The sequence below is a fragment of the Halogranum rubrum genome, assembly GCF_900114455.1.
Classification (GTDB): Archaea; Halobacteriota; Halobacteria; order Halobacteriales; family Haloferacaceae; genus Halogranum; species Halogranum rubrum.
Genome location: NZ_FOTC01000001.1, coordinates 222,625 through 239,738 on the forward strand (window position 1 = coordinate 222,625; position 17,114 = coordinate 239,738).

A 17,114-nucleotide genomic window follows, 5' to 3' on the forward strand; every position below is an offset into this window, starting at 1 on the left:
CCAAATGCCTCACGGCAGGAGCCGAACCGCCGCCACCGGCCGTCTCGGCCTGTCTCGGCCCGTCTCGACCCGTCACCCGGTGTGATAGTCCGGCGTGCAAGATATCTGTAAAGAAGAAGGCTTATTCGGCGTCCAGAACGACCCGAACGCATGATGCAGTTCGCAGTACTGGAGGTGGCCTGACACCGTGTCCGGTACGTCGAATCTTCCGTTCGACCTCTTCGAGGTCGACTACACGCGGTATTCGAATCGCCAACTGGCGGCCGTACCGCTCGCGGTGCTCGCCATCGCGCTCCTCGTCATCGCGGCGACGTTCGCGTTGACGGGTGCGCCGGTCGACCCCGGTGTCGAGTTCACCGGCGGGACGGAACTCCGCCTCGCCGTCGACGCGCCGAACGACGCGGCGGCCCGTGACCAGATCGGACAGGCGTTCTCGACGACTCCCGAGTCGATACGCTCTGTCGCCGCCGCCGACAACACCTACATCGTCACTTTCGAATCACAGGACGGTGGTGGCGCGCCGACCACCACGCAGCTAGAGAATCAGGCCGAACAGGCCGGGTTCGAGATTCGCTCTATCGACGCCGTCGGCCCGAGTTTCGGTGCCGACACACAGATACTCGCACTCGGCGGCGTCGGTCTCGCCTTCCTCGGCATGAGTATCCTCGTGTTCGCGATGTTCCGGACGTTCGTCCCCTCTATCGCCGTCGTCATCTCGGCGTTCTCCGACATCGTCATCCCCGTCGCCTTGATGAATCTCTTGGGTATCGAACTCTCGCTCGGAACCGTCGCCGCCTTGCTCATGCTCATCGGGTACTCCGTCGACTCGGACATCCTGTTGAACAACCACGTCCTCCGGCGCAGCGGTGACTTCTACACCTCTGTGGCCAGCGCGATGCGGACCGGTGTGACGATGACGCTGACGTCGCTCGCGGCGATGGTCGTCATGACCATCACGGCGACGCTGTTCGGGATTCAACTGCTCGCCTCCATCGGTATCGTGCTCGTCTTCGGTCTCACGGCCGACCTGATGAACACCTACATGCTCAACTTGAGTCTGCTTCGCTGGTGGAAGTTCGAGGGGGTGGCTCGCTGATGGGGTTCCTCCGCGACAACTGGCGCGTCATACTCCTCGTCGTCGTCCTCCTCGGCAGTACGTTCGCGCTGTTCGCACCGCCGGGGTTGACGTCCGGGTCGTCTCCGCCCGCGGGCGGTGACAACGCCACCCGAGACGGACCGACGAACCTCCAGTTCGGTCTCGAACTCTCCGGTGGGACGCGTATCCGCGCACCGCTCGTCGGCGTCACGGCCGAAGAGGTAGAGTTCGGCAACGAGAGTCTCGCCTCAGTCGAGGACAACGTCACCGCCGAACTGGACGGCGTGCCAGTCACCGACGTGACTGCCCAACGTGCCGGTCCCGACCAACCGACCAACGCCGTCGAAGTGACCGCCGAGAACGTCTCGACACAGCAACTCGCGAACGCACTCGACGCGGCGGGCTACCAACACGGCGACGTCCGCGAGGGTGTCACCGAGACGACCCGCCGACAGACCGTCGCGGTCTTGGAGAGCAAGATCAACGAGGCCGGACTGAGCGGCGGGACGGTCCAGCAGGTGACCACCTCGACGGGTGAACACTTCATCCTCATCGAGGTGCCCGGACAGGACCGCTCGGACGTGCTCGACCTCGTCGACTCCCGCGGGAGCGTCCGCATCGACATCTACTACCAGACCGAGAACGGCACCTACCAGACTCGCGAGGCCGTCCTCGAACAGGGTGACTTCCGCCGCATCGGTGCGGCAGAGCAAGGTGAGGGTCAGTTCCCGCCGAACGTCCCCGTCGTCGTCGGTGAGGACAAAGCCGAGGAGTTCCGGCAGGACGTCGTGGAGACCGGTGTCGCTCAGCCCGGTGGGACGACCTGTCGCTACGAGGACTCGCCCAACAACACTGACCCGTGTCTCCTGACGAAGGTGGACGGTGAAGTCGTCTACGCGGCCGGCATGTCGCCGTCGCTCGCGTCGAGCATGCTCAGCGGCGAGTGGACGCAGGACCCGCAGTTCATCCTCGCCACGCAGAACTTCTCGGAGGCACAGACGCTCGCCATCAACCTCCGCGCCGGTGCGCTCCCGGCACAACTCGACATCGGCGAGGGCGGCGAGGGAACTTCCTCATTCATCTCGCCCTCGCAGGGTGAGGACTTCAAGCGCGACTCGCTCATCACGGGACTCATCGCCGTCCTCGCGGTCAGCGCGGTCGTCTTCGTCCGCTACGGCGAGGCGAAAGTCGCGCTGCCGATGATCGTGACGGCGCTCTCGGAGGTGGTCATCCTGCTCGGGTTCGCCGCCGCCATCGGCTACCCAATCGACCTCTCGGTCATCGCGGGGTTCATCGCCGTCATCGGGACGGGGGTGGACGACCTCATCATCATCGCCGACGAGGTGATGCAAGAGGGTGAGATTCGCTCGCGGAAGATCTTCCAGTCGCGCTTCAAGAAGGCGTTCTGGGTCATCGGTGCCGCCGCCGCGACGACCATCATCGCGATGAGTCCGCTCGCCGTGCTCTCGCTCGGCGATTTGCAGGGCTTCGCCATCTTCACCATCCTCGGCGTCATCGCGGGTGTGTTGCTCACGCGGCCCGCCTACGGTGACATCCTCCGTGCGCTCCTGACGGACGACCGGTAGTCGAAAACGCAGAACGCTTTTCTTTCGACTCGCTGATTCGGTAGCTATGCCCTCCGACGACGAACTCTCTCCAGACGACGTCCGTTCCATCGTCCGTGAAGAGACGGATGCCGCACTTCGATACCAGCGTACCACGCTCTTCGGCGGTCTCGCCGTGTTCTGCGGCGGGCAACTGCTCTTGATTGCCGTCGTCGTGGGCGGCTATCCGCTCGTCGCCCTCGCCGCCGGTGGTCTGTTCCTCCTCTTCGGTCTCGTCTCGCTGTCCGGTCAACGGCCGTTCGCAGAGCGTCGAGCGTCTCGAACCGACGCTTCGTCGACAGAGTGAAACGCCGCTTCGTCCCGAAATGACGGGACTTTTCAGGCCAGCACCCCTCTATTTACTCGTCTTATCAGGTTTCGGAGACCGCCGGCCTGGTGTGTCCTACTCGTCGACTTCGACGAACTGTTTCCTAATCGAGACGATATTCGCCCGTCGGACACCGACGGGACGCGACGATACAACCATGGTAACATCTACATCTCCCAGCGCCGACTCGACCGACGCGGATACTGACGGAAGCATGCAGGTGCCACCCTTCTACGGGTCCGACGCCACGCAACCGACGTACGACGCCGAGATCGCTCGGTACGAGGACGCGCCGGACGAGTGTACCATCTCTCCGACTGCGACCGAGGGCGAAGAACGGTTGACGACGTGGCTCTCCGCACAGGACGGCTCCTACGTCGACCTCGACGGGATGTGCTAGACCGACCGAACGCTCACGAGGCCGTTTCTCGCTACGAGACGGGACAGTAGTCGACACGGAACGCTTTTCTCTGAATTTACTGACTCGATAGCTATGCCCTCCGACGACAGTCTCTCCGAAGCAGAAGTCCGACAGGTCGTTCGCGACGAACTCGACGGCGCGGTCCGTCACCTCCAGACGACGATTCTCGGCGGGTTCGCCCTCTTCACCGGCGTCTACGCGCTTCTCGGAGGATTCGACGCCGGCGGACTCGGTCTCTTCGTTGGCTTCGTCGGTGCGGTGGTACTCGTCGGCCAGTTCAGATTGCCTCCACCCGGCGAACCCGAAGATGGTCCACGCTGGTAACACTCAAAACTCGCCCAGCGACGACTGTTCTCGCGCCGCCAAGAGGTCCGCACAGGTCGACCACGACCGGCGGGCACAGTCCGGCACGTCGCCGTGGTCAGCGACGTACGCTTTCAGAAACCTGCGCGTCTTCGGGTCGCTCGGATAGCCGCTGCCGACGTCGCCGTAGGCGTCGTACTCCTCGGCAATCGCCTCCACTCTCGAATCGCGCTCTACCTTGGCGACGATGCTCGCCGCGCCGACGATACCGTGGGTCTCGTCCGCGCCGTGTTCGGAGACGACGTCGATGTCGACGCCTATCTCGGCGACGCCGTCGCGGACTCGCCGGCCGAACCGTTCTTCGCTCACGTCGCCTGCGTCGACGACGACGGTGTCGCCGTCGCACGCGATGGCGGCGACGGCTTCGACCTGTGCGGCGACGGTGAGCGAGTTCATGTCCGTCTCGGGGTCGTCGATACGGTCGGTCGAAATCACGCCGACGCCGACGTCGACGTCGTCGTGTGCGCGGAGGGCTGTCGCAATTTCCTCGCGGCGTGCCGGGGCGACCTGTTTCGAGTCGTCGATGTCGTCGGGAAGGAGCGTCGGGTCGGCGCGGACCGCTGCTGCGACCATCGGCCCGAGCACCGGCCCTTTGCCTGCTTCGTCCGCGCCGACGCGAATCATTAGGTGGGTTGTCTTCGGGTGACGACTAAGTGTTTGCTTCTGCGGTCGGTCGACCCAGACAGCACAGCCGCGAAGCCACGCGCCAGAGCGACTGTAGAAGTCAGTGTAGAAGAGAGAGTAATCGACCGTCGCCGGACCCGCCTACTCGCCTTGCTTGAAGAACTCCTCGTCCTCGAACGTCTCCTCCTCGCCCTCGACGGCGACGACGTCGAGTGCCGTCACGACGGCGTCGACGCCGAGGATGCCCGCCAGACTGGGGTTCGTCCGGCCCTCGTCGCCGGAGACGAGTTCCTTGATGTAGAGGCCGCCCGCGCCGTGGATGTCGACGGTGGCGTGGCGAGCGTCGTGGAGTTCGCCGGTCGCACTGTAGACGTCACGCGTGCGCGTGAGGCTGGCGCGTCGGTGGTCGACGCGGTGCGGCGTGTACTGTTCGACCGTCGCGCCGTCGAGTTCGGCGAGTGCTTCTTCGAGTGCTTCTTCGGTCACGTCGTCGCCGAACTCGACCTCCGCACGGTAGGTCTTGTTGGCGTCGAGTTCCTTCACGCGTTCGACCATGTCGTAGGTGGCGAGGCGGAGTCCCTCGACTTCGACCTTCCCCTCGGCGAAGGCGTTGATGTCGCCCTCCAACTGCTCGACGTCGATGCTCCGGCGACGGGGCTCTTTCACCTCGATGACGAACGGGCGACCCGTCCCGAGCATCAGCGCGTCGACGTCCTCGCGGCCCGCACCGTGGAACAGCGCCTCCACGCCGTCCATCACGTCGAGGACGACGGGGGCGCTGAGTTGCTCGACGCTCTCGTCGTAGAGGTAGCCCGACCCGCCGCAGTAGTCACAGGTCTGTTTGCCCTGATACCCACTGCCGTCGCACTCGCGGCAAGGCCACTCGGTCTGCGGGATGTCGCGTTCGAGCTTTCGATACCGGCCGTAGACGAACGCCGAGTGGACGCGCGTCTCCACGTCGTCGTCTTCGAGGTTCAGCGTGAACTGGACATCTGGGCGAGAGAAGTCGACTTCCGTCTCGGTGAGTTGGCCGACGCGTTTGCCGACTTCGCGGTTGAACTCCGATTTGAACAGTTCACCGGCGTCTTCGTCGAGTCCGGCCCCCTCGCGTAGGAGCAGTTCGTTCTCCTCGATGAGCGGCGGGGTTCGCGTCCCGACCTGGTACGTCCCGAACTCCACGCCGTCGATGCTTTCGGCACATCGCTCGGCCCACTCGTCGAACTCCGCACAGCGGCCTTCACAGACCCAACAGTCCGTCGTCTCTACGGGTTCGAACGGTTCGTCGGCGTCGAGTGCGGCGGCGACGCGGAGACTGCGTCCGCGCTCGGCGTTCGTCAGCCCGAAACTCTTGTCGGCGAAGACGCGGCCCAAGCAAGCGTCACAGAGCGGGCCGCTCTCGGCGAGTGCACGGGCGTCGTCGAGGATGCTCATGCTGTATGGCAGTGAGCGCGGATGTAATTGCCTTGCTATTCGCGCGGTGCCAGTCCCGACGACAACCCGTCTCGGCACGCCCGACCATTATATATTTTTTTGGAGCTGTGCCCCCAATTCACACCCGTGCTGTGTGTTACCGTGACCTTAAGAATATTCATGTGTACGGGGCTATTACGTCGTTTCACTGACTGAGACACGTAATTCATGAAAGCTATCTCGAATCTGACCAAACATCGTAACACACTGCTGTTCGTCACACTCGCATTCGTCTGGGGAACTTCCTTCATGGCCATCAAATCCGGCCTGGCGGAACTCCCACCGGTCCTCTTTGCGGCCCTCCGCTACGACATCGCCGGCGTGCTTCTCCTCGCACTCGCGGTGGTACGGACCGCTCATTGGCGTCCCCGCGGACGCGACGAGTGGACACTCGTCGGCGTCGGCGGCGTGCTGGTCATCGGTCTTCACTTCGGCCTCCTCTTCACCGGCCAGCAGTACGTGACGAGCGCCACCGGCGCAATCGTCCTGAGTACGACACCGATGCTGACACCGCTGTTCGCGTGGTTTCTCCTCCCCGACGAGCGAATTGGCCTTCCAGGGATGCTGGGCGTCTTGCTCGGCCTCGCGGGCGTCGTCGTCGTCGCCAACCCCGACCCGTCGGCGCTCGGCGGCCAGTTCGTCGGCGTCGCGCTGATGTTCCTCTCGGCCGTGAGTTTCGCCTTCGGCGCGGTGCTCACCGACCGACTTCCCGCCAAACTCCCGCTGGCGACGACCCAAGCGTGGACCATGCTCCTCGGTGCGGGATTGCTCCACGTCCTCCACGTCGTCCTCGGCGAACCGTCGATTGGTACCGTTCGGTGGTCTCCCGACGTCCTGCTCTCGCTGGCGTACCTCGCCGTCGCCGCCGGCGCAGGCGGGTTCCTCATCTACTTCCACCTGCTGGACGAACTCGGACCGGTCGAAATCAGCCTCGTCAACTACGCCGTTCCCGTCTTCGCGGCACTCGCGGGATGGGCACTCCTCAGTGAGTCCATCACCGCCACCACCGTCGGCGGATTCGCGCTCATCTTCGGTGGCTTCTCGCTGATGAAGTGGGACGTCGTCTTCCCCCGTCTGGTTCGACTCGAAGCACGACTCAGCCGTGGGCGTTCCGCGGAGAACGTCTACGTCCCCGACTCGCCGGCGCAGTCGACGACGACCCACGCCTACCCGAGCGACGACTGAAGTCGAGTTCCAGAGGCTGGCGAAAAGAGTCAGACAATCACTCGGTCTATTCTCCTGAGGTTGTCAGAAGGTGCGTGCTGAATATAGGGCTCTGTAGCTTCGCTAGACTGCGCTGCAATTGGTGGAAAGTGGGCCCAAAATAGTCAGTAGAGAGACTCGTTCGTCAAATCAACCGGAGTCTCTCGGTTTGTGCGAAAAACAAAGGAACGAACGGTCGGTACTGGCAAAAGATTCACGAGATTTACTGTGAGAACATCGGCTGAAATATAGCCAAATTGGCCGCAGTCTAGCGAAGCTACAGAGCCGAATATAGAGGGTGAGCCTATCAGGCTTGAATCGCATTCTTCGCAGGACTGCGTCGATACGCAAACACAGCTAAACTGGCCCCAAGAAGGATAGCAAGAACCCCGGGAAGGAGATACACGATATTCGGAGCGCATTCTCCACCCCCAGAACACATCTGACGCTGGAATGCGTACCAAACCGAGATACAACCGAGAAAGAGACTGAGACCACCGAATCCCTGAAGAACGCGAGACCGATTCATACCGTACAATCACTCTGGGATTGGAAAATAGCTACCGCAGAGACAAAGGGCAGTTTGACCGACTTGCGCCCTCTATTCGGCACGCTCGCTGAAAGCTACCCACTCGCTGTCAGAACTCGTGTGCTGAACTCTCGTTGGAAGGCTGCTGACGCGGTGCTATCGGGTGGCGATGATGACACCGACCGACTCGGTGATGATTTCGATATCGGTGAGCGTGAAGCCTGCATCCATGAGGAGATTTGCGACGGTTCCCATCGGTGGGAGCGTCTCGTAATCGCTTGGAGACTGTGCCGGCTCGAAACGCATCTTGTCAGCGACCACTACACACCGCGAATTCAGCGACGCGAGACTATCGATAGCGGCGCGTAACTCGTCCTCGCCTCCTTCGTCGTAGGCCATGTAGAGGGCATAGCTGGCGACGATGACATTCACCGGCTCGTCGACGTTCGGTTCACGGAAGGATCCGTGGCCGAACGAGACGTTCTCGATGCTGCGCTGCTCTGCCTTCTTACGGGCGTGTCGGAGCCATTCGTCGTAGATGTCTCGTCCTATCACGTGGTCACACTTCGACGCAAGTTCGAAAGCGACGATGCCAGTACCCGTACCGATATCGAGCACGACATCGTCGGGCTCGATGGGCGCGTGTGTGAGGAGAGACGACAGACACCTCTGGTACACCTCGTCTGTCTCGCTGTCCGCATCGTAGTCCATCGGAGTGTAGCCGTGAGAGTCACGTTCCGTGTCGGTCATCGATACGGCGAATACGATGCGCTGAAAGATAAGGGTCTCAAGAATCATCGCTGACAGGTACTCGCGACTTGTACCCTCTATCCAGCACGCAGATTTCAGAAGGCCGGAAGCGTGTGACGGTAACGAGTACGAAGACGTCCGCTACTCGCTACTAGAACCCGACCCCGAGTTCGCCGAGCACCCACACGGCCAGCAGTGTCGACGCCGCTCCCAGCGCGAGCAGAACGCCGAGCAAGCAAGCGGTTGCGACGAGGAGGAAGCGTCTATCTTCGGCCCCGCCGTCGGGGTCCAGTCGCCGGGCTTCCAGTAACTGGACGTTCCGCGCGTTGGCCTTCCAGACGGCGTCGAACACGTCGCCGACGACGGGTATCGACCCGAGCGTCGCGTCGACGACCAGGTTGAACAGCATCCGTAGCAGCGTCTCTCGTGGCACACCGAGATACGCCGCTTCGACGACGATGTACGCCGCCATCGCCGTCGTCGGTGCGTCGCCGACGACGGGCAGAAGCCCCAAAAGCGGGTCGAGACCGATTCGGTAGTTCGTTCCGGGAATCCGAATCGCGTTGTCGAGGAGGTGGCTGATGCCGTGGAGTCGGTCGAGCGTCTCTGTGGTCTCTCTGGCGTCGACGTCCTCGGTAGCCGGATACCACGCCTCGCTCGACTGGGTGTCACTCACAGTACACCGAACGGCGGCTATCGGCTTGAGTCTCGCGGCAGAAAACGCGGGCGAGAGTCGCGCTACTCTCGACGGACGCCGACGACCGCGACGGCGGCGACGACGGCCAAGAGGACCGAGAGCAGCGGGTAGGCGACCACGAACACCACGGCCGGTGCCACCAGCGTGAGCGCCAGTGAGACGTGGAACGGGGGTGCGGGTCGGGAGTCGTAGGGCTGTGCAGTGTCGTGTCGGGTGACGCGATGTCGTTTCATGGGGACTGGATGGTGTGGGTTCGTCGAGCGATACGAGAGCCGACGAGCGTCGCGAGGTGGGAGGGCCGAAGGTGGCGTCACCGACAGGGGCAGACAGACGTGCGGATCTGCACCTGTCAGCTGATGCCGGTGTCCGAATCGACCGTCGCCACGGCGCGCTTGATACCGAACCCGTCGGCGAGTTGTGCGGCGATACTGTCGTCGTCGAGCGCGGTCGGTCGGAGGCGAAGCACCGCCTGAACCTCGACCGTGAGGTCGTTGAGACCGGGGCGGAGCCCGCGGATGTCGGCCGTCTCGACGCGCTGGACGCCGTCTATCTTCTGGAGTCGTTCGTGGACGCCGTCGTGGAGGTCGCCGCGAGCGTGTCGCGAGACGAGCACGGTCAGTTTCGCGTCGACCGTCACGTCGGGTAATTTTTGGACTGACATGAGGCCCCTGTCGCGGTTCGAACGCGACACGCCGAGACGGGTCGGCGCGCACCACGGGCGGTACCCGCAGGGGTAGATGGGTAGTGATGCCTCTCACTGGGAGTGCTGGTGGTCGACTCGACAGACACCGACGACGCGGTTCGTGTCGGTCTGTTCCGTGTCGGCCACCGAGACAGTCGGCTGACTCTCGGGTGACTGTCGTCGGCGTGAGGATGCGGCGGAGAAGGCGAGACCCGCGTCGGGTCGACCGATAGCGTCAGCCCTCTCCTCTCGTCGGATTCAGAGAAGCGGGTCGACGGCCGCCGCGTCCAGTCCGTGGATTAGGCGACGACGAGGTCGAACCGAGTGCGTGGGTGAGAGCCCACCCCGACCGCTCCGTTGCACTTCATGCAACGAATACTCCCGGCGTCGCCACCATAGCGAGCGGACGGCCGGGAACTGTTGGTCAGAGTGGTCATCATGTTCACCGTTGCGTACTCTACCCGATTCGGGGCAGGAACTTAAACATTGTTCAGGTGTGACATTTGATGACACTGTTTGGGCGAGAGGGTTCGAAAGCTGTTCGACGCATATATTTCTCGATAATTAGCAAAAGAAATAAGTTAAAACGTTCTGGTAGTCTTATCGTCGAGCGAACCACACGGTCAATAGAGATATATATGCGTCAGTTGCAGCTCTGACGACTACTACCACTCCATTAATCTCCTAACTCCTGTATATAGGTATTAGCAGCCCTCTTACGTGTGAACTGTCGATGTGCTGGTGATGGCGCGTGACTCAGAGCGACAAGACGAATCGGCAACACGACGCAAGTTCCTCCTCGCCTCCGGTGCAGCTGGTGTGACGGCCCTCGCCGGCTGTTCCGGCTCCAGCTCCGAAGACGGCGGTTCCGGCGAGAGCTCGGCAACGTCGAGCGGCGGCGAGTCCACCGAGGAAGCCGCGAGCGGCGAGACGGAGACGCAGAGCTCCAGTTCGTCCAGCCCGCTGACGGCTGACGGCTCTTCGACCGTCTACCCTATCACGAGCGACGGTGGGTCCGTCTGGAACTCCAACCCGCCCGCGGACGACGAAGAGTACTGGGGTCCGGGTCAGTACGACATCGACACCGACAAACCGCTCGCCGACTACTGGGCCGGCCTCTACGGCTTCGAGCCGGGGAGTGAGGGTCAGCCTCCGTTCTTCGTCAACGTCGGTCTCTCGCACTCCGGAACCGGTGTGGAGAAGGTCATGAACGGACAGGTCGACATCGGTGACTCGTCGGCCCCCGTCGAGGACGAACTCCCCGAGCGAGACTCCTACGAGCAGTTCGTCGACCACGTCGTCGGCGTCGACGGCCAGCCTATCGTCGTCAGTAAAGCTATCAAAGACGCTGGCGTCACGAAGCTGACCGGTGACCAACTGCGTCAGATCTACAAGGGCGAGATAACCAACTGGAACGAAGTCGGCGGCCCAGACCGCGAGATTCAGGCACTCGGCCGCGCCGAAGGCTCCGGAACCGACACCGCGTTCCGTGCGAACCTCTACGACGACCCCGAGGCGTCGATGCCGGGTATCGACGGCCGTTACGGCCAGAACCAGCAGCTCCAGCAGGCCATCGCCAACTCCGACAACGCTATCGGGTACATCGCACTGGCGTTCGTTCAACCCGACGGCGCGGTTCCGCCGATTGCACTCGAACTCGAAGGGACGACGTACGAGTACGGGAAGAACCTCGGCGCGAAGGGATACCCGCTCTCGCGTGACCTCCACTGTTACACGTGGGAAGGAACCTCGAAGAAGGAGTCGGCGTTCCTCGCCATGCTCCTCAGCGAGTTCGGCCAGACGAACTTCGTCGAGCCGAACAACTACTTCAAGCTCCCGCCGGAGCGACGCGAAGAGGAGATGGCCAAACTCGCCGAGCAGTCGAACTGAGCTCGCGGGTTCCCGTCGTTACAACCGCTGAGTAGCGTGCAGGGGTACACCACCCCACGAACCTCACATTCATTTCACACTATACGGTCACAACAAATGTCACAACGTACTGGGATTAGTAACGTCTTCGACGAGCGGCTCGGGGACTCTACGGCGTTCACCGCTGTCGCCGCAGTCGGTGCGCTGTCGCTTCTGGCGACGTTCGTCCTCTTCGTCGTCGAGTCGGACCTCGCTTCGGTGGCGCTCGTCGTCTTCGTCGCCGCGGCAGCCTACGGCTGGCTGTTCCACCAAGCGGAGACGGCGTGGGGGCTCTCGGTTCTGACGACGCTCGTCGGCATCGTCGTGCTCGGGCTCATCTTGGTGTTCCTGTTTCTGGAAGCCGAGAAGGCGTTCGAGACTGCAGGACTGAGCCTCCTGCTCCGGTCGGCCGTCCCCGTCTGGTCTCCCTCACAGGGAATCTACGGACTCCAGGTGGCGATTCACGGCACTATCGTCACGACGGTAATCGCGACCCTCATCGCCGGACCGCTCGGCGTCGCTGGCGCACTGTTCATCAGCGAAATCGCCCCCGAGCGTGTCGGCGAACTCGTGAAACCGGCCATCGAGATGCTGGCCGGTATCCCCTCTATCGTCTACGGGTTCATCGGGTTCGCCATTCTGAATCGATACCTGTTCTACGAACTCCAACTGAACACGCAGGGGTCGCTGTTCCTCGCGGGCGGGGTAATCGGACTCATGGCGCTTCCCACCGTCGTCTCGGTGGCCGAAGACGCCATCACGTCCGTCCCGGAGTCGATGAAGAGCGGGTCGCTCGCGCTCGGTGCGACCGACTGGCAGACGATGAAGGGTATCACGCTCCCAGCAGCGTTCTCGGGTGTCTCGGCCGCTATCATCCTCGGTATCGGCCGTGCCGTCGGCGAGACGATGGCCGCCACGGTCATCCTCGGCAACGTCGCCGGCGAGTTCCCGAACCCTATCTTCGACGTCTTCGCGAGTACCGCGACGCTGACCAGTCTCATCGCCAGCCAATACGGCGACGCCGCCGAGACGCAACTCAGCGCACTGTTCGTCGCTGGTGTCGTGCTGTTCGTCATCGTGATGTTCCTCTCACTCGTCTCGCAACTCATCGAGCGACGGATGCGGCGACAACTGGAGGGTGACTCGTGAGCAACGCGAGCGAACGGGGCGTCCATCGGGACCACTCACCCCTCCTCCCCACCGTGAGCGCCGGTGTCGTCGGCCTGTCGTTTCTCACGTTCGTGCTCGCGTGGCTCGTCCTCTTCCCCATCCTGACGCCGTCGACGCAACTCGTCGGCGGAGTCACGTTCTACGACGTCTTCGGTCTCGCGATGCTTCTCTGTGGTGTCGCACTCGTCGGTTCGGGTGTGGCCTCACGAACGGGATACGTCCCGGCCACCCCGAGTGCGACTGCGGGTGTCACGACTGGCGTCGTACTCGGTGTCCTCGGCTTCGTCGTCACGGGACTGTTCGTCTCACAGACGCTCGGCATCGACGGCCCGATGGGTCTCGGCTGGTTCCTCGCCGCGTTCGTCGGCGGTGCCGCGGTGTTCGTCGCGACGGTCGCTCCTCGTGAAGACGTCGGGTCGACGGTGCCCATCGGTGCCTTCGCGCTGCTCGCGGGACTCGTCGTCCTCCTCGGCGTCATCGGTGACTCGTGGACGTGGAACCCGTCCGGGCTGGCGGCGACGTTCAGCGGCGACATGGCTGTCCCGGTCGTCGCACTCGTCGTGAGTCTGCTCACCGCGTGGGCCGGGGCGAAGGCCTACGAAGGGTTCGGCGCTCGTGGCCGCCAACTCGGCGCGTACATGTTCGTCAACCTGAACGCGGCGCTGATGCTGTTCGTGCTGTTCGTCCTCATCGCGTTCATCGTCTACCGCGGCCTCCCCGGCGTGCTCCGGGGAGCGGCCGTCGGCCTCGGAACCGGCCCGGAGGTGGCCTTCGGGCTTCACCTCCCGTTCGACGTCCCGTTCGTGACGAACAGCTACGGACTCCGAAACGACGTGAACGGCGTCCTGCCCGCCGTCTTCGGGACGATTTGGCTCGTCGTCGGTGCGGTGGTTCTCGCCGTCCCGACGGGCGTCGGTGCGGCCGTCTTCCTCACCGAGTACTCGCGTGAAGGTCGGTTCACCCAAGTCGTCGAGATCGCGACGAACGGGCTCTGGTCCACGCCGAGTATCGTCTACGGGCTGTTCGGCCTGGCGTTTCTCGTGCCGCGGTTCGGCAACAGCGCCTCGCTCTTGGCGGGACAGTTGGTGCTCGGCTTCATGCTCCTCCCACTGGTCGTCATCACGACCCGCGAGTCCATCAAGGCCGTCCCGGACTCCTACCGTGATGCGAGTGCCGCACTCGGCGTCAACCAGTGGCAGACGATTCGGAGCGTCGTCCTGCCGGCGGCGCTCCCCGGAACGGTCACCGGAATCATCCTCGGCGTCGGCCGTATCGCCGGTGAGACTGCGCCGATTCTGCTCGTGACGTCCTCGTCGATGTCGCCGTTCCCGGCTTCGCGGTTCGTCCCCCGAGTACTCTCGGGCTTCCAGTTCACGGCCCAACCACCGTTCGTCACCAACACCGAACTCCTGCAGGCGTCGAGTGCCCTCCCGTACCAGTTGTACGCGCTCATCACTGCCGGTGTGGGTGCGGGTGCTGGCAGCGACGCTGACATCGACCCGTGGAGTACGGCGCTGGTCCTGCTAATCGTGGTTCTGACCTTCTACGCGGTCGGTATCGCATCGCGCAGTTACTTCCGACGGAGGCTACAAGAATGAGTAAAACCGACACAGATTCTCGAAGCGACACGCAGACCGAATCGCAACCCCTCGTAGACCACACGGTCGAGGGTGAGACGTCAGAGGAGATTCGCGACGAGTGGACGAACTACGACTTCGACGGTGAGGCGAAGCTGTCCGTCTCGGAGTTGAACGTCTACTACGGCGACGACCACGCGCTCAAGGACATCGACATGGAGATTCCCGAGCAGAGCGTCACCGCGCTCATCGGCCCCTCCGGATGTGGGAAGTCGACGTATCTCCGGTGTCTCAACCGGATGAACGACCGTATCAAGGCCGCCCGAATCGAGGGAAACGTCGAGTTCGAGGGCAAGAACATCTACGACGCAGACGCGAACCTCGTCGAACTCCGCAAGCGCATCGGGATGGTGTTCCAGAGTCCCAACCCGTTCCCGAAGTCGATTCGGGACAACATCTCCTACGGCCCGCGCAAACACGGCGACATCGACACCGGCCTACTCGCACGTGTTCTTGGTCGGGACGACGGCGAGAGAGAAGAACGACTCGTCGAGCGCAGTCTCAAGCAGGCGGCGCTGTGGGACGAGGTCAACGACCGACTCGGCGACAACGCACTCGGTCTCTCCGGCGGGCAGCAGCAACGACTCTGTATCGCGCGTTGTCTCGCCACCGACCCGGAGGTCATCCTGATGGACGAACCCGCGTCGGCGCTGGACCCGATTGCGACCTCGAAGATAGAGGACCTCATCGAGGAACTCTCCGAGGAGTACACCGTCGTCGTCGTCACGCACAACATGCAGCAGGCACAGCGTATCTCCGACCAGACTGCCGTCTTCCTGACCGGTGGTGAACTCGTCGAGTACGACGACACGGAGAAGATATTCTCCGACCCCGAGAGTCAGCGCGTCGAAGACTACATCACGGGAAAGTTCGGGTGACTGAAGATGGAGCGCCGGAAGGTCCAGCAGACCGGCAGTTCGACTTACACCATCTCGCTGCCGAAGCAGTGGGCTAGTCGCCACGGTATCGAACCGGGGATGTCGCTCGCGCTCTGCCCCGTCGAGGACGGGTCGCTCGTCATCGGCGCGAACCAGACGGCCGACGGTGGCACCCAAACCGTCGACCTGACCGGTAAGTCGGCGGCCGACGTTCGCCGCACGGTCGAGCGGTGCTACGCGTTCGGGTTCGACCACGTTCGGTTCGTCGCCGACGACCTGACGACGGAGCAACGCCGCGCGATAACCACTGCCGCGAACAGCAGAACCGGCCTGCAAGTCGTCGACGAGACGGACTCGGTGGTCACGGTCGACTGTCTGCTCGATGCCACAGAGATGTCTCTCGACCGTTCGGTGGTGCAGCTGCAGTACGTCGCACTCTCGATGCAAACCGACGCGACAACCGCGCTGACGACGGGCGACGACGAACTCGCCGCGCACGTCATCGACCGCCAGCGCGACGTGGAGCGTCGGGCGGCCGTCGTCGAACGATACTTCGAGCGGGCGCTCACCGACCACGAGGTGCTGAACGCACTCGGTCTCACCCGTCCGAGACTGTTCGACTACCGAGTCGCCGCCACTCGACTCGGCCGCGTCGCCACCGAAGCGGCGACTGTCGCCGACGTCGCACGCCGCCTCGACTCGGCACCCAACGAGTGGCTCGCCTCGACGACGGCGTTGGCGCGACGGACTCGGTCACACGTCGAAGACGCCGTCGCCGTCTTACTCGACGGAGTCGACAGCGGGCAGGCCTCTGTCCTCGAGGCGACGGGTACCGACCTCCGCGACGAACTCGCCGTCTTCGACCGAACGCTCTACGAACAGGGTGGCTCCGACGCGGCCGAGTTCGGTCGTCTCGTCGAGAGCCTCCGTCAGATCGTCGACCACGGCGACGCAATCGCTGCTCGGGCGGGTGCCGCGGCGCTCAGACAGCCAACACCGGTGAAGAAATAGACCTCGTTCGGCTCGGTTCGCTTAGGCCGACTCGTTGCCGGTCGTCGTCTCGTTACCGGCCATCGTCTCGTTGCCAGTCGTGGTTTCGTTGCCAGTCATCGTCTCGTTACTCGCCGTCTCGTTACCCGCCGTCTCGTTACCCGCCGACTCGTTGCCCGACGGCGTCTCCGTGGTCTCGGCTTCGACCGTGTGGGTCGCGACCGTGTTCTCGGTTCCGTCTTGGCTGACCCAGACGACGGCGACTTCGTCGCCGTTGGCCGTCTCGACTTCGACGTAGTTCCCGATGGAGACGGGATAGGAGCCGGCGGGTTCCTCGGCGTCGTCCGAGACCCAGGTGACGGCGCGCTCGTCGTTGACGGTGACGTACAGTTCACTCGTGCTGTCGTCGGTCACTTCGTCGCCGCCCATGTGGACGACACGCGTCGTGCCCGGTGCCGTCGACCGGAAGGAGAACTCCGGGGCGGGGCCGTCGCCGGACATCGACTCGTTGCCGGCAGATTCGTTGCCGGTAGAAGAGTTGTTCGCAGTCGAATCGTTGGAGGGTGCGCCGGCGCAACCGGCGACGAACAGGGTACCGAGGCTTGCGATGAGGGTGCGTCGCTGCATATCCCGGACGTTTGGCCGGGGAGTATAAATGTCTTTTATTTTACAACTCTGTGGGGTGGTGGTTCGAGACACGGTGACGAACACCGTGTGACTATCGCGCCGGTCTCGGCCGTCGTTGCCGGTATGCGTAGTACAGG

Annotated in this window: 18 protein-coding genes; 11 read left to right on the plus strand and 7 right to left on the minus strand. The window is 63.3% G+C overall.

Going from position 1 to position 17,114, the window contains the following annotated elements:
• Positions 1-187 precede the first annotated feature (187 nt).
• The 5 genes from secF (at position 188) to BM083_RS01195 (ending at position 3,773) form a co-directional block, all read left to right on the plus strand.
• The gene (gene secF, locus BM083_RS01175; RefSeq protein ID WP_089864662.1) at positions 188-1,096 is read left to right on the plus strand and encodes a protein translocase subunit SecF; all 909 of its coding nucleotides are present in this window, start codon (positions 188-190) and stop codon (positions 1,094-1,096) included.
• A complete protein-coding gene (locus tag BM083_RS01180; RefSeq protein WP_089864665.1) occupies positions 1,096-2,682 on the plus strand; it encodes a preprotein translocase subunit SecD in 1,587 nt (528 codons plus the stop codon). Before secF ends, BM083_RS01180 begins: the two co-directional genes overlap by 1 nt.
• A 46-nt stretch (positions 2,683-2,728) precedes the next feature.
• Entirely contained in the window at positions 2,729-3,007 is a 279-nt protein-coding gene (locus tag BM083_RS01185; RefSeq protein ID WP_089864668.1) for a hypothetical protein, read from the plus strand.
• A gap of 178 nt (positions 3,008-3,185) precedes the next feature.
• Positions 3,186-3,428: a DUF7511 domain-containing protein gene (locus tag BM083_RS01190; protein ID WP_089864670.1), complete on the plus strand. Its 243-nt coding sequence runs from the start codon at positions 3,186-3,188 to the stop codon at positions 3,426-3,428.
• 93 nt (positions 3,429-3,521) lie between these two features.
• Positions 3,522-3,773 (plus strand): hypothetical protein, encoded by a 252-nt coding sequence (locus BM083_RS01195; RefSeq protein WP_089864673.1) that lies wholly within the window; start codon positions 3,522-3,524, stop codon positions 3,771-3,773.
• 3 nt (positions 3,774-3,776) lie between these two features.
• On the opposite strand, the gene rnhB is transcribed toward BM083_RS01195, so the two are convergent.
• Positions 3,777-4,433, minus strand: a complete 657-nt coding sequence (gene rnhB, locus BM083_RS01200; RefSeq protein ID WP_089868269.1) for a ribonuclease HII — start codon at positions 4,431-4,433, stop codon at positions 3,777-3,779.
• Between the two features lie 144 nt (positions 4,434-4,577).
• Positions 4,578-5,867, minus strand: a complete 1,290-nt coding sequence (locus tag BM083_RS01205; protein WP_089864676.1) for a tRNA pseudouridine(54/55) synthase Pus10 — start codon at positions 5,865-5,867, stop codon at positions 4,578-4,580.
• A 207-nt stretch (positions 5,868-6,074) separates the two neighbouring features.
• On the opposite strand from BM083_RS01205, the gene BM083_RS01210 reads away from it, so the two are divergent.
• Complete coding sequence (locus BM083_RS01210) at positions 6,075-7,091, plus strand: DMT family transporter (RefSeq protein WP_089864679.1); 1,017 nt, start codon at positions 6,075-6,077, stop codon at positions 7,089-7,091.
• Between the two features lie 703 nt (positions 7,092-7,794).
• Here the strand turns inward: BM083_RS01210 and BM083_RS01215 are convergent.
• From BM083_RS01215 to BM083_RS01230, 4 genes are all read right to left on the minus strand, one after another.
• Positions 7,795-8,436, minus strand: a complete 642-nt coding sequence (locus tag BM083_RS01215) for a class I SAM-dependent methyltransferase (RefSeq protein ID WP_089864684.1) — start codon at positions 8,434-8,436, stop codon at positions 7,795-7,797.
• 103 nt (positions 8,437-8,539) lie between these two features.
• The gene (locus BM083_RS01220) at positions 8,540-9,064 is read right to left on the minus strand and encodes a DUF4112 domain-containing protein (RefSeq protein ID WP_089864687.1); all 525 of its coding nucleotides are present in this window, start codon (positions 9,062-9,064) and stop codon (positions 8,540-8,542) included.
• Between the two features lie 62 nt (positions 9,065-9,126).
• Positions 9,127-9,318, minus strand: a complete 192-nt coding sequence (locus BM083_RS01225; RefSeq protein WP_009732968.1) for a hypothetical protein — start codon at positions 9,316-9,318, stop codon at positions 9,127-9,129.
• A gap of 116 nt (positions 9,319-9,434) precedes the next feature.
• Entirely contained in the window at positions 9,435-9,746 is a 312-nt protein-coding gene (locus BM083_RS01230) for a hypothetical protein (RefSeq protein ID WP_245756812.1), read from the minus strand.
• A 765-nt stretch (positions 9,747-10,511) separates the two neighbouring features.
• Between BM083_RS01230 and BM083_RS01235 the strand changes: the two genes are divergently transcribed.
• The 5 genes from BM083_RS01235 to BM083_RS01255 all read left to right on the plus strand — a co-directional run bounded on the left by BM083_RS01235 (position 10,512) and on the right by BM083_RS01255 (position 16,371).
• A complete protein-coding gene (locus BM083_RS01235) occupies positions 10,512-11,657 on the plus strand; it encodes a PstS family phosphate ABC transporter substrate-binding protein (RefSeq protein ID WP_049894183.1) in 1,146 nt (381 codons plus the stop codon).
• Between the two features lie 96 nt (positions 11,658-11,753).
• Complete coding sequence (pstC, locus tag BM083_RS01240) at positions 11,754-12,824, plus strand: phosphate ABC transporter permease subunit PstC (protein WP_089864690.1); 1,071 nt, start codon at positions 11,754-11,756, stop codon at positions 12,822-12,824.
• Positions 12,821-14,443 carry a phosphate ABC transporter permease PstA gene (gene pstA, locus BM083_RS01245; protein WP_089864693.1) on the plus strand — a complete coding sequence of 541 codons (1,623 nt, stop codon included), beginning with the start codon at positions 12,821-12,823 and terminating at the stop codon, positions 14,441-14,443. The genes pstC and pstA overlap by 4 nt, the downstream gene beginning before the upstream one ends.
• The gene (gene pstB / locus BM083_RS01250) at positions 14,440-15,360 is read left to right on the plus strand and encodes a phosphate ABC transporter ATP-binding protein PstB (RefSeq protein WP_089864696.1); all 921 of its coding nucleotides are present in this window, start codon (positions 14,440-14,442) and stop codon (positions 15,358-15,360) included. The genes pstA and pstB overlap by 4 nt, the downstream gene beginning before the upstream one ends.
• A gap of 6 nt (positions 15,361-15,366) precedes the next feature.
• The gene (locus tag BM083_RS01255; protein ID WP_089864698.1) at positions 15,367-16,371 is read left to right on the plus strand and encodes a phosphate signaling complex PhoU family protein; all 1,005 of its coding nucleotides are present in this window, start codon (positions 15,367-15,369) and stop codon (positions 16,369-16,371) included.
• Positions 16,372-16,392: 21 nt separating this feature from the next.
• On the opposite strand, the gene BM083_RS01260 is transcribed toward BM083_RS01255, so the two are convergent.
• The gene (locus BM083_RS01260; protein ID WP_089864701.1) at positions 16,393-16,977 is read right to left on the minus strand and encodes a hypothetical protein; all 585 of its coding nucleotides are present in this window, start codon (positions 16,975-16,977) and stop codon (positions 16,393-16,395) included.
• Positions 16,978-17,114: the final 137 nt, after the last annotated feature.

Bases quoted from the DNA above. Each gene is read 5' to 3' on its own strand.
- BM083_RS01210 (WP_089864679.1), top strand. From the start codon at position 6,075: ATGAAAGCTATCTCGAATCTGACCAAACATCGTAACACACTGCTGTTC.
- BM083_RS01235 (WP_049894183.1), top strand. From the start codon at position 10,512: ATGGCGCGTGACTCAGAGCGACAAGACGAATCGGCAACACGACGCAAG.
- BM083_RS01190 (WP_089864670.1), top strand. From the start codon at position 3,186: ATGGTAACATCTACATCTCCCAGCGCCGACTCGACCGACGCGGATACT.
- BM083_RS01225 (WP_009732968.1), bottom strand. From the start codon at position 9,318: ATGAAACGACATCGCGTCACCCGACACGACACTGCACAGCCCTACGAC.
- BM083_RS01230 (WP_245756812.1), bottom strand. From the start codon at position 9,746: ATGTCAGTCCAAAAATTACCCGACGTGACGGTCGACGCGAAACTGACC.
- BM083_RS01215 (WP_089864684.1), bottom strand. From the start codon at position 8,436: ATGATTCTTGAGACCCTTATCTTTCAGCGCATCGTATTCGCCGTATCG.
- BM083_RS01185 (WP_089864668.1), top strand. From the start codon at position 2,729: ATGCCCTCCGACGACGAACTCTCTCCAGACGACGTCCGTTCCATCGTC.
- pstB (WP_089864696.1), top strand. From the start codon at position 14,440: ATGAGTAAAACCGACACAGATTCTCGAAGCGACACGCAGACCGAATCG.
- pstC (WP_089864690.1), top strand. From the start codon at position 11,754: ATGTCACAACGTACTGGGATTAGTAACGTCTTCGACGAGCGGCTCGGG.
- BM083_RS01195 (WP_089864673.1), top strand. From the start codon at position 3,522: ATGCCCTCCGACGACAGTCTCTCCGAAGCAGAAGTCCGACAGGTCGTT.
- BM083_RS01255 (WP_089864698.1), top strand. From the start codon at position 15,367: ATGGAGCGCCGGAAGGTCCAGCAGACCGGCAGTTCGACTTACACCATC.
- BM083_RS01260 (WP_089864701.1), bottom strand. From the start codon at position 16,977: ATGCAGCGACGCACCCTCATCGCAAGCCTCGGTACCCTGTTCGTCGCC.
- BM083_RS01180 (WP_089864665.1), top strand. From the start codon at position 1,096: ATGGGGTTCCTCCGCGACAACTGGCGCGTCATACTCCTCGTCGTCGTC.
- BM083_RS01205 (WP_089864676.1), bottom strand. From the start codon at position 5,867: ATGAGCATCCTCGACGACGCCCGTGCACTCGCCGAGAGCGGCCCGCTC.